The sequence below is a fragment of the Streptomyces sp. NPDC002328 genome (assembly GCF_042890065.1).
GTDB lineage: Bacteria > Actinomycetota > Actinomycetes > Streptomycetales > Streptomycetaceae > Streptomyces.
Map to the genome: position 1 here is coordinate 58,993 of NZ_JBIARQ010000027.1, position 14,290 is coordinate 73,282.

The following is a 14,290-nucleotide window of genomic DNA, read 5'->3' on the forward strand; positions in this document are numbered from 1 at the left end:
TCATACGTACGAGAGGTCGACCGGGTCGGTCGGGTCGGTCAGGTCGGTGCCGGTGGGGCCGGTCCCGGTCGGGTCGGTGCCGGTGAGGCCGGCCCCGGTCAGGCCCGTACCGGTGAGGCCAGTCCCGGCCGGGGCGGTGCCGGTGAGGCCGGCCCCGGTCAGGCCCGTACCGGCGAGGCCAGTCCCGGCCGGGTCGGTGCCGGTGAGGCCGGCCCCGGTCAGGCCCGTACCGGCGAGGCCAGTCCCGGCCGGGTCGGTGCCGATGGGGCCGGTCCCGATCAGACCCGTACCAGCCAGGCCAGTGCCGGCCAGGTCGGCCCCAGCCAGGCCGGTCCCGATCAGACCCGTGCCAGCCAGACCAGCACCGGTCAAACCAGTGCCAGCCAAGCCAGTGCCAGCCAGGTCGCTGAGGTCGGACAGGCCGCTGAGGTCGGTCAGGTCGGTCAAGTCGTTGAGGTCGGCCAAGTCGGTGCGGTGTAGGTCGCCCGGGTGGCCGTGTTCCGTCGCTACCGCCAGGACGTGGCCGGGGCCGGGGAAGATCAGGTCGAACCACCAGCGGGCCTCCGCTCCCGGCGGCCCCTGCGGGTCCCGCACCGCGAAGCGGCCCCCGGCGCGGCGGTCGACGGTGAAGGAGCCGAGGTCGCGGGTCAGCCCGGTGCCGAGCCCCTTGAGGTACGCCTCCTTCAGCACCCACAGCTCGCTCGCCAGCGCCCCGCGCGCACCCGGCGCGGCCCCGGCGAGCCGCGCCCGCTCGGCCGGGGCGAGCCGTCGGGCGAGGTGGGCCGTCAGCTCGGGAGCGGCGGGCGTGGGCTCCACGTCCACGCCGCAACCGCGGCCCCGGGTGACGACGCAGGCGATGAGACCGGGGCAGTGCGAGAGGTTGAACCGCACGCCGTCGTGGTCCGGTTCGGGTTCGGGCCGCCCGTGGACGCCGGCCGTGAACCGCCAGCGGTCCAGCGGGCGGCCGGTGCGGGCAGTGAGCGCGTAGCGGCACAGCAGCCGCGCCCCCAGATGCCGCCGCCGCGCGCCCGGGGTGAGCCGCCGGTCGAGCCCGGCCCGCTCCTCGGCGCTGAGCAGCCGCGTCCCCCCGAGGGCGGACGCGAAGGAGTCCACGGCCCGCTCGGGCAGCAGCCACAGTCGGCTCGTCTCACTCCGGGTCACAGGACGCCCCTACAGCTCGTCGGCGCGTTCCGCGAGGGGGAACTGCCAGTGCGAGAAGAGGCGGTTCTCGCGGTGGAGGTGGCGCAGCACCTGCATGACCTCGTCGACGACGGTCTGGTCGGTGATGAACTCGTGCGGCCACACCTGCTTGCGCAGCCGCTCCATCTGGAGCAGGAGCAGCGCCCCGCTGGGCAGCGGGTCGTCGAGCACTTCGTGCGAGTGGACGAAGGTGTGGACGCACGCGGCGGCGGCGTGCAGCAGGCAGTACTCCTTGGCCATGGCGAACAGTTCGGGGGACTGGGCGTAGGCGCGGCCCATCGAGGTCTTGAGGGCGGCGGCGCGGTCGGCGAGCGGCCAGACCCGGTCGAGGAGTTCCTCGGCCGCGTCGGCGGCGAGGTTCAGCCGGTCGCGTTCGGTGCCCTTGGCGGCGGCGGCCAGGGCGCGCAGCCGGAGCAGGCCGTCGGGCGCGGCCTGCACGGCGTCGTCGAGGCCCCGGCTGAACAGCTCCTGCTTCCAGGGCTCGTAGACGGGCAGGTCGCGGTCCATGCCGAAGAGGACCGCGACGCGCTCGGCGGCCCGTGCGTCGCCCTCGGGGGCGCCGGTGGTGATCGTGGTGAGGAGACCGCCGAGCTGGTGGCCGAGGTTGCGCAGGTTGACCACGGTGTTGCCGTCGGCGAAGTTCGTCACCAGCAGGTCGCGCAGCATCTTCTGGTGCATGGAGTAGTGGGCCTGCCCGCGCAGGAACATCCGGGCGCCGAGCACCGTGTTCAGCTCGGCCATGCTCTTCTCCAGCATGGTGGGCAGCAGGTACTTGGCGACGGAGGAGACGACGCTGACCTGTTCCGGTGCGGCCTGGAGGCCGCGGGAGGCGCCGAGGCTCACCGCGTCGGCCACCATCAGGTCGGCGAAGGCCTCCGTCAGCTGGCGGCGGGTGTAGGGGACGTCGCTGACGGTGCCGCCGAACAGCACCCGGTTCTCGGTGAAGTCGAGGTTGACCCGCAGGGTGGTGTCGACGGCGGCGAGGGCCAGGCTGCTGATGACGGCGCGCATGGCCTGGCTGGCCTTGAGGGCGATCTCCAGGCCCTGGCCCTCGCCGCCGATCCGCCATTCGTCGGGCACGAACGCGCCCTTGAGGCGCACCCCGCTCAGATCGAGGGCGCGCAGCCCGTGCAGGGGCTCGCCGGGCAGTTCCTCGACGGTGTCCGGTGCGGCCGTGTCCTTGTCCAGGATGAAGATGGAGTGGGCGGCAGGACCGCCGCGCTTGCCGGTGCGGGCGAAGACGGCCATCCGGCCGGCCACGGTCGCGTTGCCGATCAGCCACTTCTCGCCGGTGAGGAGATAGCCGCCGTCGACCTTCTCGGCGACCGTCTCGTTGGCGAGGAGATCGCTGCCGTGGTCGCGTTCGGACAGTCCCCAGGACAGTCCGCCGCCGTGCTTGAAGTCGGCGATGAGCCGCTGCTTCTGCTCGTCGGTGCCGGCGATCCACACCGGCATGAAGGCGAGGTTGGTGATGACGAGGGCGGTGGCGGTCGTCGGGTCGCGGCGGGCGACGAGCCGCATCAGGTTGAACCCGGTCTGCACATCGCCGGCCCGGCCGCCCTGCTCGGCGGGGAGCGAGTACTCGTGGACGCCGAAGCGGCGGAGCTGGTTGACGAAGGAGAAGGGGTACTCCTCGCGTTCGTCGACGGCGAGGACCCGGGCGAACGACATCCGGCTGCCGGCGTCGTACGGGTCGCCGAGGTACCGCTCCAGTTCGGCGGCCAGGGCGACGAGTTCGGCCTTGGACATGGGTGCGCTCCTAACGGGCTGTCGGGTGAGGGGCGGCGGCCAGGCGTACGGGCCGGGCGGTGACGAGCCGGCCGGTGTCCCGCAGGGCGCGCACGGTGTCGTACGCGGGCGTCAGCAGGGCCCCGTGGCGGCGCGGGTCCACGCCGTCGGCGCGGGCCAGCAGATAGGCGAGCACCGCGCCCAGCCAGCCCGGGTCGCCCGGCTCGGCGCCGTACAGGGACCGGTCGCGGCCGGACCGCCACAGGTGCAGGCAGCACGCGGCGGCGTGCAGCCACGCGTACCGTTCGGCGACGTCGACCAGCGCGTTCGGGTCGGCGCCGGACTGGCGCGCGGCCCGGGTCAGCTCGCCGAGACCGGCCGCCGCGTCGACCAACTGCCTTACCAGGAAGCCCGATTCACCGAGTTCATCGGCGACGGCGACGGCCTCCGGGAGCGCGGCGAGGACCGGGTCGGCGCCGCGGGCGAACAGGTCGAGCCGGGCCGGGTCGTACGGCGGCAGCTCAGCGTCGAGGGTGAACACCGTCTTCACGGCGGCCGGGTCGGGACGGCCCCCGCCCTCGGTGAGGGTGGGCAACTGTCCCGCGTAGGAGCGGAGGTTGGCGAGAGTGCTGGCGTCGATGACGCGGACCACCGCCGAGTCGCGCTGGAGCTTCTGGAACAGTCCGCCGCCCGGCGCGCCCTCGCGCAGCACCGACCGCGTGGCGAGGACGGTGCCGCAGCGCCGGATCAGGTCGTCGGCGGCCTCGGCGACCACGTGCTTGGCGGCGAGCGCCCACACGCTGAACGCCTCCGGCACCACGTGCACGCCCCGCGCGGCGCTCAGCGCGACCGCGTCGGCCGCCAGCAGCGCCGCCGACGCGACCGCCAACTCCCGCCGCGCGTAAGGGGTGTCGGCGAGGGCGGTGCGGCCGACGCGCCGCTCGGCGGCGAAGTCCAGGGCGAGCCGCACGGCGGTGTCGGCGATGCCGAGGCTGCCGGCCATGCTCATCAGCCGCACCGCCTGCTGGGCCTTGACCGCGGCCTCCAGGCCCTCGCCCTCCTTGCCGACCAGCGCCTCGGGCGGCACCGGCACATCGTGGAAGCGCAGAGTGGCGAGGTCGATGCCGCGCATCCCGCCCGTGCGCGGTGCGGGCGTCCGCTCCAGCCGGCCGTCGGGCACGCCGGCCGTCTCCAGCAGGACCGCCGAGAAGGCGGCCGGGCCGCGCTCGCCCGTGCGGGCCACCACGTACACCGCCTCACAGCGCAGGCCGAGGCCGACCATCCACTTCTCGCCGGTCAGCAGCCCCTCGGGGCCGAGCCGCACCTCGCCCGCGAGCAGGTCGCTGCCGTGCGCGGCCTCGGTCAGCGCGAACGCCACCGCTCCCCCGCCGCGCAGGATCTCCGCGGCCCGCCGTCGCTGCTCCTTGCTGCCGTGCAGCTGGAGGCAGGTGGCGGCGATGATGCTGAACATCGTGCCGGGCATGACGTTGACGTCCCGGCGGGCGGCCGAGCGCACCAGGGTCAGGCTGCGGTCGAAGGACTCGAACGCGCCGCCCCACTCCTCGGGCAGGTAGTTGAGGTGGAACCCGGCCCGGACCAGCTCCGCGCACAGCTCCTCGGGGAACTCCTCCCGTTCGTCGCGCGCTACGGCGGCGGCGAAGCCGTACGGGTTGGCCTCGTCGGCGGGGTCGCCGAGCCGCTCCTCCAGTTCCTCCGGCGTCAGCGGGCTCATCGCAGCCCCACCGAGGTGCCGGGCGCCGGGCTCTCCAGCGGCACGGGCCGGTAGTCGGCGGCGGACGACGGGATGTGCACCCCGGCGGTCCGCAGCTGGGCCAGCCGGGTGTGGAAGGCTGCGCCGCGCATGAGGTGGTGGGCCACGTCGGCGACCCGGCGGTTGCCGGGCGTCTTGAGGTAGCTGCCGGTCACCCAGTCGTTGAAGCTGCCCATCGCGGGCCCGCACCAGACCTGGTAGTCCAGCGCGCGGTCCTCGTCGCCGGTGACCGCCCAGCGCGAGGACATGCCGAGGTACCAGCGGAAGACCAGCGCCATCCGGCGTTTGGGACTTCCGGCGGCGCGCTCCAGCTGCTCCGGGTCGCGGCGGCTGAAGTAGGCGACGCAGTCCCGCCACACATCGTCCAGGGACCGCCGGAAGACCTGCTGCTCCAGCCGGGCCCGGTCGGCCGGCGGGATCGCCTCCAGACCGTCGTGGGCCTGGTACAGCTCGTACAGGCGCTTGGCCCGCATGGGGAAGAACGTGCCCTTCTTCAGGACCTGGAGTTCCACGCCCATCTCGAACATGTCGGCGGCCGGGGCCATCTCGCAGTCGGCGATGCCGGCCTCGGCGAGCATCGCCTTCGCCTTGGCGGAGGCTCCGGACTCCAGACAGGACTGGTTGACCGAGCCGGTCACCACGTACGCGGCGCCCATCGCGAAGGCGGCGGCGACCGCGGCCGGGGTGCCGAGGCCGCCGCCCGCGCCGACCCGCACGGGCACGGCGTAACGGAACTCGCGCTGCACGGTGTCGCGCAGCCGCAGCAGGGTCGGCAGCAGCGCGGGCAGCGGACGCCGGTCGGTGTGGCCGCCGGAGTCCGCCTCCACGGTGATGTCGTCGGCCAGCGGGACGTGGTGGGCGAGGTCGGCCTGCTCCGGGGTGATCAGGCCCTGCTCCAGGAGGGCGCTGACCAGGGTGGCCGGGGCGGGGCGCATGAACCGCTCGGCGGTCTCGGACCGGGAGATCTTGGCGATGAGCCGGTTCTCGGCGACCGCCCGGCCGTCGGGGCCGCGGCGCAGCCCGGCCAGCCGGTAGCGCACCACGTGCGCGGTGAGGTCCATGTACGCGGACGCCTCCACGCAGCGCACGCCGTGCCGCAGGAACAGCTCGACGGCCTCCCGCTCCAGCCGGTCCTCGCTGGGGCTGTGGATCAGGTTGACGGCGTACGGCAGCCCGGGGATCTCGGCGGCGAACCGGGCGAGCGCCCGCTCGATGTGCTCCGGCAGCAGCCCGGCCGCGCCGAAGGAGGCGAGGAAGCCCTCCCGCGCCAGGGCGACGACCATGTCGGCGGAGGCGATACCGCCGGCCATCGCCCCGGCCATGTAGGGCTGGGCGACGCCGTGCGCGGCGCGGAAGGCGGCCGAGCCGAGGCGTTCGGGGAGCAGCGGCTGCGCGGCGGCGAGCAGCGGCAGGCCGTCGCCCTCGGCGGAGGCGAAGCCGCCGGAGACCGCGCCGATGCCCTCGGGGGTGACGGTGATGAAGCAGGGCCGGTCCAGGTCGGCCAGCGCGTGGTAGATGCCGGCGGGGTCCGTGCTGGGATACCGCTCTCCGTACCACCGGAGAGGGGTGTCGCGAAGGGTCATGGGAAACGAAGCTCCTTGGCTGAGCGGCGGGGGCGGGCGGGCCGTCACTCGCCGGCGGAACGGACCTCGATGGCCACGTCGGTCAGTTCGTAGATGCGCAGGCCCGGCTTCCACAGGTCGGCGTCCGCGACGACGAGCAGCCGGCCCTCCTCGCGGCGGACCTCCTTGACGTGCACGTCGAAGAAGAGCTCCTTGTCGTGGCGGAGGATCTGCCCGCGGTACTTCCAGGACGTCTCCACGTCCGTGGCCATCGCGAAGCGGGGCCGCTCGATGCCGTCGGCGAGGTTCTCCTCCAGCACGAGCAGACGCAGGGCCTGGAGCACCGCCTCGACGCCGAGCGATCCGGGCATCACGGGGTCGCGGTGGAAGTGGCAGTCGAAGTACCACTCGTCGGGGCGGACCTCGCGGCGTCCGTGCAGATAGCCGCGGCCGTGCCGGCCGCCGTCGGTGACCAGGTCGACGTGGTCGACGAGCGCGAAGTTCTCGCCGGCCAGGCGCAGATGGCCGCCGGCCGGGTCGGTGAACGCCGGTGCGCCCTCGGGCAGTTCGATCCGTCGCACCCGGGCGGGGTCCGGCCGTTCGGCCTCGATCCAGGGGGCCGTGTACTGGCCGTTGTCCAGGCCGACCTGGTTGGCGAGGGCCGCGTCGCTGAAGTAGCCGAAGAGGGACTCACCGGTGTAGAAGACCTCGCCGTCGGCGGACAGTTCGTAGCTGAAGTTCTGGAGCACCGCACCCTGCACGGCGCTGGTCATCAACAGCTTGGAGTGGTGCCGGACGGTCTTGCCGCGCAGGTCGACGTCCTTGACGAGGGTGGCGCGGCCGTCCAGGTTGCGGATGGCGTACTGCTCCTCGGGGTTCTTCAGGGTCGCGCCCAGGTAGTAGCCGAGGAAGATCGCGGCCTGGAGCGAGGTCTCCATGTAGACGCAGTTCGGCATGTGCGGGTACGCGTTCTGCCCGTAGTACCAGGCGTCGGCCGGGGAGTCGTACTCGGTGACCATCTCCGCGCCGGGCGAGAGGTCGCCCCGCGTGCCCTTGAGGGACATCACCCGGTCGACGAACTGGAAGTCGCCGTTCGGGATGTAGGGGGCGCGGCTGTCGCGGTAGACCTCGAACTCCGGGCCCATCGCCATGTCGAGCAGGCCCTTGGCGGCGTGCGCGAGATGCAGCTCGTTGATCATCGCGGGCTCGCCGGAGCGGTTGCGGCGGCCGAGGAACCGCGGGACGCCGCCGAGCTCCGGGCGGTACGGCGTCCCCTCCTTCTCCCGCACCTGGAGGCCGAGGTTCTTCATCCGGACCACCGGCTTGTCGCCCAGGTAGATGAGGACGTCGGCGATGACCGTGGCGCGGGGCAGGAGGGTGAGCTCCATGACCTCGACCTCGTAGCGGATCTCCGGGCAGGCCTGGGTGATCTGGCCGCGGACCTGGACCTGGATGGGGGTGTCGGTCACGCACTGGAAGCGGGCGTCGGGCAGCGTCAGGTGCAGGCCCTGGTGCATCAGGTAGATCTGGAGCAGCTGGACGGCGCCCTCGGCGACCAGGGAGCCGGCGAGGACGTGGTCGTCCGGGAAGTGGCAGGTGAAGTACCAGGCGTCGGGCTCCAGCCGCTTGACGGCGCTGAGCCGGCCGAGGCCGCGCGGGCCGCCCTTGCGGTCGATGTCGACCTCGTCGATCATCCGCAGCCGGGCGTCGGGCAGGCGCAGCGCGGGGTTGATCCCCGGGTCCTGGGCGTGGTCCGGTCCGAAGACGTCACCGGGCCTGCCCTGGGCGAGGAGTTCCAGGTCCTCTCCGGTCAGCCGGTTCTTCTCGGTGTGGGCGAGCGGCTTGAAGTACCCCCGGGGCAGGGCGGCCCGCTCGGCCTTCTCCTTGTCCGTCATCACCACGCCGAGCGGGGTGTCCAGCTCGGCCTGGCTGAAGAACCCGGCGCAGGCGTCGTGGAGTTCGAGGATCAGCTCGCCGTCGGCGTAGCACTTGTAACTGAAGAAGAAGAGGGTGGTGTCGCCCTGGTGCACGAAGCGGTCGATGGAGATGTCGTAGCGCAGGGTCTGGCCGACGCGGGGCAGGTCGCCGCGGAAGATCAGGGTGCTGTCCAGCAGGCGGTAGACCCGCTCGCCCTTGTTGCGGAAGTCGATCCCGAGGTAGCTGACGAGCAGCAGGTCGCACTGGCCCGCCTCGACGGTGACGGCGGGGGGCGCGCCGCCGTCCACGGCGTACCAGGCGTCCTCCGGGATGTCGTACTCCGTGGTGATGGTGGCGGGCTTGAACTCGCCGGTGGTGCCTTCGAGCGCGGTGACGCGGGTGACGAAGTGGTAGGGCGGGGCGGGCAGGCGCACCCGCTTGGCGTATCCGTCGATGACGCCGAACTCCGGGCCGAACACCTTGGCGACGGAGCCGACGGCGAACTCCAGGAGGTCGCTCTCGTCCCAGATGACGCCGTCCGCCTTGTCTGCCTTACCTGACTTGTCTTCCCCGTCTTCCTTGACGGGGCTGGAGTCCTGCGGTTCCGCAGGGGGCTGGGCCGACGCGGGCAGGGCGGGGCGAGCCGCCGGAAGGGCGGGCGCCTGCTGCCGCTGCGGCTCCTCGGCGTACGCGGGGGCCGCTTCCGGCGTCCCGTCGAGCAGGGCCTCGACCCGGCTGAGCGTGGCCGACTGGAGGATGTGCTGCGTCTCCATCACCACGGAGTGGGTGGAGAGCATCTGCCGGCGGATCTCGCGGACGAGCTCGGAGGCGGCGGCCGCTCCCGAGTCCTCCCCCACGACGGGGGCGGGCTTCGGGGCGGGGGTGTCGGCCGGGGCCGGGGCGGCGGACGGCTCGGCCGGCGCCCACGGCAGGTAGGAGAGGGGAGTGCCGTCGAAGGCTATGACCTCGGCATCGGCGAGGGTCGGGTCTGCGGGCATGAGAACGAAGTCCTCCGGCGGTACGGACGGGGAAGGGGTGGGCGGGGCGGGCGGGACGGCTGGTGTGGACGAGACGGAGGGCACGGGCGGCACCGACGGCACCGACGGCACCGACAAGTCGGCGGAACGATGACCGGAACCGGAACCGGCGTCGGAGGCAGCGCCCAGCCCGCCGCCCGCCGTCCCCGGCACGGCCGGCCGGGGTCCCGAGGCCGACCCGGCGGCGGACCGGTGACCGGGCGAGACCTCGGACGGCGTGTCAGCGGCTGGACCGCCTACGGCGTGGGCGGCGGCTGCCGAGCCGGCGGGAGCCGGAGGCGATACGGCATCCGCAGCTCCCATTCCGGTAACTCGCCCGCCAGTTGAGAAGCCCGCAGGGGCCGAGGGGGCCGCTGGGGCCGAGGACGCCACAGCACGGACGCCCGGCACCGGAGCGGCCTGGGCCCCGGTCGCGGCACGGGCCGCCGCATCGGCAGCCGAGCCCACAGGAGCCGGGACCGGCGCAGCACCAGCACTCGACACCGACACCGCCGCGACCCCGGACGCAGTCCGAGCGGCGCTCGCCGCCGGGACGCCCCCGGCATGGGCAGGTGCTGCCGTAGGCAACAGGGCGGAGGAGGAAGCGAGTTCGCGGGCTATGCGGGCCGGGGCCGGGTCCGCTCCGCCCACCCGGAAGGGGGTGGGGCGGGTCGGGCGGGGTGGGATCCGGTGGGGCTGGGGGGACAGGAGGGGGGTCAGGTTCAGGTCGAGGCCGTGGGCGGTCAGACGGGCCGCCAGTTGGGCGACGGACTTCGTCGTCGGGACGCCCCGGCGGTCGATCGGGGCCGCCATGTGCGGCGTCGAGCCGAGCGTGTCGCGGATCCAGCGGGCGCAGGTCGCGCTGGGGCCGACCTCCAGGAAGTAGCGGAACCCCCGGTCGTACGCGGCTCGCACCAGACGCGGGAAGTCGATCGGCGAGCGCAGCGTCGTCGCGATGCGGCGGGCGATCTCCTTGCGGTCCAGGCCCGCCGGCAGCACGTCGTAGTCGTAGGCGCTGAACAGCTCCAGGTCGCCGAACGAGCCCGTGGGGTAGTCGTTCAGGCCCGCGAGCCCGTCGAACTCGGCGTCCACGACCGGGCAGTGCATCACCGCGTTGACGGGCGAGCGCGCGGCCGGGCAGCCGAGGTCCTGGATCAGCGCCCGGCACTGCGCCGGGTCCCCCGCGACGACGAGTTCGCCGGGCGTGTTGACGTGGGTGAGGTGGACCCGGTCGTAGCGCGGCAGCACGGCCCGCACCGACTCCGCGTCGGTGAGCAGGACGTGGCTCGCCCAGACCGCCTCGTCGGGGACGCCGTCCGCGAGCCCCCACGCCTCGCGGACCGTGCGCCGCGCCCCGCACAGCCGGTCCTCGAAGATCGGCGTGTTGCTGATCAACGCGTCGTCGCGGCTGTCCGGCAGCCAGCCCCGGGTGGCGAAGAGCATGCTGGACTCGCCGAGGCTGTAGCCGAACCCGCCGTGCGCGCCGGTCCCGAGGATCTCGCGGACGAGGTCGGTGTAGAGGATCGCGAAGCTGGTCCCGGTGGCGAGCATGAACGGGATGTCCTCGGACAGCCCGGCTTCGAGGCCCATCAACTCCCGTCGCCCGAGGGCGCTCTGCGCCCGCGGGTACAGCGTGGCGGCTCGCAGGTGCCGCTCCGGTTCGTCGGCGAGGTCCTCGAACGCGTCGAGCAGGCGCGGGAAGGCGCGGAACAGGTCCTGGCCGAGGCCGGGGTAGGAGTTGAACGCGCCGGGGTAGACGAGGGCGACCTTGCCGTCGGGGCCGAGGGGCCGCGCGGTGAAGCAGCTCCCGGCGGGCGTCGCCCACTCGCCGCCGGAGGCGTGCGCGGCGGGCAGACCGCGGACGGCGAGGTCGAGCTGCGCCCGCAGTTCGTCCCGGTCCCGGCCGACGAGCACCGCGCGCAGGGTCCGGCCCGGCAGCAGCCGGGCCGCGTCCCGGGCGAGGGCGAAGGGGTCGGCGCCGTCGGCGAGCAGGTCCCGGTGCCGGGCGACCTCGGCGAGGAGCCCGTCGAAGGAGCCGGCGGACAGCGGCAGCACGACGGGCCCGCCGGCCCGCTGCCAGTCGTCCGGCACGACCGCGCCGCGCGTGGCGTCGGCGGACAGCACCAGGTGCCCGTGCGCGCCCGAGGCCCCGATGAAGCCGACGGCGGCGTACCGGCGGGCTCCCTTGGCGGTGCGCAGCCAGGGCCGTGAGGCGTCCGGGACGTACAGGCCGGAGGCGGCGAACTCCTCGGCGATCGCGGCGTCCGGGCGGCTCCAGTCGGGGGTGCCGGGCAGATAGCCGTGGTGCAGGCAGAGCACGGACCGGATGAGCCCGGCCATGGTCGCCGCGCACCCCGCGTCGCCGATCTGCGCCTTTGCGCTGCCGAGCGCCACCCGGGGGCCGTCGGCGGCCGGGTGGACGCGGGCCAGGGCGGCGATCTCGGCGCGGTCCTGGGCCTCGGTGCCGCCCGCGTGCGCCTCGACGTAGCCGATGTCGGCGGCGGTGACGCCGGCTGCGGCGAACGCCTCCTCGGCGGCGGCGGCGTAGGTGTCGGCGTCCGCCTCGGGGGTCGTGCCGTCGACCGGCGGGGCGTGCCGGATCGCGACCGCGTCCAGACGCGCGTACGCCGGCGCCCCTGTCCCGGACTCGCCGGGGCGTGTGACGACGACCGCGCCCGCGCCCTCTCCGATACGGCGGCCCCGGCGGCCCTCGCCGAAGGTCAGCCCGGCCTCGGCGACGACGTCGGGCCGCAGCAGCAGGTTCTCGGCGGAGCCCGCGAGGTCCACGGCGCCGACCAGGACGGCTTCGATCTCGGGGTCGAGCAGCAGCAGCCGTGCGACCTGGAGGGCCTCGGCGGTGCCGGAGCCGTCGGAGGAGACGGTGAAGGAGGGGCCGGTGAGGTTCCACAGCGAGGAGATGCGACTCGCCATGACGTTGCCGATGTAGCTGAGCACCTCGTTGGCGACGATCGGGTCGACCACGGCGTCCCGGCCGACGGCCGTGAGCCGGGCGAGCTCGGCCTCGTCGACGCGCACGCCGGCCCGCTCGAACTCCTGGCGCACGAAGGCGCCGAGACCGTAGCGGGTGATCCGCAGGTGCGTCGTGGGCTCCATCTCCATGGCGACGACGACGGCGATGCGGCGCGGCGCGGGCGCGGTCCGCCCCTTGGGCACGGCCCGGCTGAACCCGGCGTCGTGCAGGGCCTCGTCGGCGACCTTGATGGCGAGGGCGTGCTGGAGGTTGTAGGTGCGCAGGTCCGCGGGCGGGATCTTGAGGTCCATGGGGTCGATGCCGAGCCCGTCGACGAACGCCCCGTGCGGCAGCGCGTCGGGCGAGACGCCCGCGCCATGGTGGAGCGAGCCGTCGCGGGTCTGGTCGAGCCCGCGCCAGCGCCGCTCGGGCAGCGGCGCCAGGGCGTCCCGTCCGGCGTGCACGGCCCGCTCGTACGCGTCGAGGGAGTCGAACGCCCCGAAGTGCGCGCCCAGTCCGACGACGTCGAGCGCCGGGACGGCGACGGAGGGCTCACCGGCGTTCGACTCACCGGTGGCGTCGGCGTCGGCTTCGGCGTCCGTGGACGCGGTGGCGGTCTGCTCGTGCTCGTGCTCGTGCTCGTGCTCGTGCTCGTGCTCGGAGAGGATCACGTGGGCGTTGGTGCCGCCGAAGCCGAAGGCGGAGACCGCCGCCCGGCGCGGGCCGTCGCCGCGCGGCCAGTCGCGGCCGGTGCGGACCATGTCCTCCGCGCCGACCCGCCCGTCCTTGGAGCGGATGGGCCGCTCGACGCCGATCGTCGGCGGGATGTGCCCGTCGCCCATGGCGAGCACGACCTTGATCAGGCTGCTGAGCCCGGCCACGGTGAGCAGGTGACCGATGTTGCCCTTGACCGAGCCGATCAGCGGGGTCTTCCCGGCGGCGGCGAAGAAGTCGGCCACGGACTGCGCCTCGGTCGCGTCCCCGATGGGCGTGCCGGTGGCGTGGCACTCCAGGTAGTCGACGGCGGCCGGGTCGATCCCGGCCTGCGCGTAGGCGAGTTCGTACGACTTCAGCTGCCCGTCGCCCTGCGGGACCAGCAGATGGCGGCCGCTGCCGTCGTTGGTGAGTCCGATGCCGTCGACGACCGCGTGGATGCGGTCGCCGTCGCGCACCGCGTCCGCGAGCCGTTTGACGGCGACCATGCCCGCGCCCTGCCCGGTGAGGATGCCGCCGGAGCGGCTGTCGAAGGGCTGGCTGAAGCCGTCGCGGGGATAGGCCTGGAGGTCCCCGAAGGACAGGTGGATCAGGGTGGGGTCGGGCGCGCAGACGCCGCCGGCGAGGACCAGGTCGGCCTGTCCGGCGGCGAGGTGGTCGCAGGCCAGCTTGAGCGCGTACAGCGCGGAGGAGCAGGCCGCGTCGAGGGCGTAGCGGGGGCCGCCGAGGCCGAGGGCGGTGGCGGTGACGGACGCCGGGGAGCCGCTGACGCGGAGGTCCTCGGCGTTCAGCCGGGCCGGGTCGACGCGGTCCTCGGCGCGCGCGAGGGCGCCGAGCGCCGGGTGTCCGGCCCGGCGCAGCCCTTCGAGGACCGCTTCCTGGACGAGCGGGACGCTGACCCGGGCGGAGGAGGGCGTGGGGAAGGAGTAGTTGCCGAGGACGAGGGCGGTGCGGGCGAGGACGTCGGGCCGGTCGGCGTGTCCGCTGTCCCGCAGCGCTTCCCTGGCCACGTGCAGGGACCAGTGGAAGAGCCGGTCGAGGCCGGCGAGGCGGCCGGGGTCGAGGAGGTAGCCGTTCGGGTCGAAGGCGAAGTCGGTGAGGAATCCGCCCCGGACGCAGTAGATCTCGTGCTGAGGGTCGACGTCCCCGGCTTCGGGCCGGCGGCCGAACACCTCCTCGCCCCCTTCCCGGCGGCTGTCGACGCCGGCACGGAGGTTCTGCCAGAACTCGGCGGGCGTCTCCGCTCCCGGGAACAGGCAGGAGAGGCCAACAATGGCGTACTTGCTCATGAGAGCTCTCGGGTCCCTTCTGGGGGCGGGGGGGGGGGGGGGGGGGGGGGGGGGGGGGGGGGGGGGGGGGGGGGGGGGGGGGGGGGGGGGGGGGGGGGGGGGGGGGGGGGCGGGGGGGGGGG

Annotated in this window: 5 protein-coding genes; all 5 read right to left on the reverse strand. The window is 74.2% G+C overall.

Translation table 11 applies throughout. The annotated features are described in order from the left end of the window. Genes ACFYX4_RS37760 through ACFYX4_RS37780 form a run of 5 tightly spaced genes read right to left on the reverse strand, consistent with a single transcriptional unit; the run spans position 1 to position 14,168 of the window. Positions 1-1,161, reverse strand: a complete 1,161-nt coding sequence (locus ACFYX4_RS37760) for a 4'-phosphopantetheinyl transferase superfamily protein (protein WP_389343869.1) — start codon at positions 1,159-1,161, stop codon at positions 1-3. A gap of 9 nt (positions 1,162-1,170) precedes the next feature. Next, positions 1,171-2,949, reverse strand: coding sequence for an acyl-CoA dehydrogenase family protein (locus ACFYX4_RS37765; protein ID WP_389343872.1), 1,779 nt, complete (start codon positions 2,947-2,949; stop codon positions 1,171-1,173). Between the two features lie 10 nt (positions 2,950-2,959). Beyond that, positions 2,960-4,660, reverse strand: a complete 1,701-nt coding sequence (locus ACFYX4_RS37770; RefSeq protein WP_389343875.1) for an acyl-CoA dehydrogenase family protein — start codon at positions 4,658-4,660, stop codon at positions 2,960-2,962. Next, positions 4,657-6,282, reverse strand: a complete 1,626-nt coding sequence (locus tag ACFYX4_RS37775; RefSeq protein WP_389343878.1) for a PfaD family polyunsaturated fatty acid/polyketide biosynthesis protein — start codon at positions 6,280-6,282, stop codon at positions 4,657-4,659. Before ACFYX4_RS37775 ends, ACFYX4_RS37770 begins: the two co-directional genes overlap by 4 nt. 44 nt (positions 6,283-6,326) lie before the next feature. Continuing rightward, positions 6,327-14,168, reverse strand: coding sequence for a beta-ketoacyl synthase N-terminal-like domain-containing protein (locus tag ACFYX4_RS37780; RefSeq protein ID WP_389343881.1), 7,842 nt, complete (start codon positions 14,166-14,168; stop codon positions 6,327-6,329). Between the last annotated feature and the right edge of the window lie 122 nt (positions 14,169-14,290).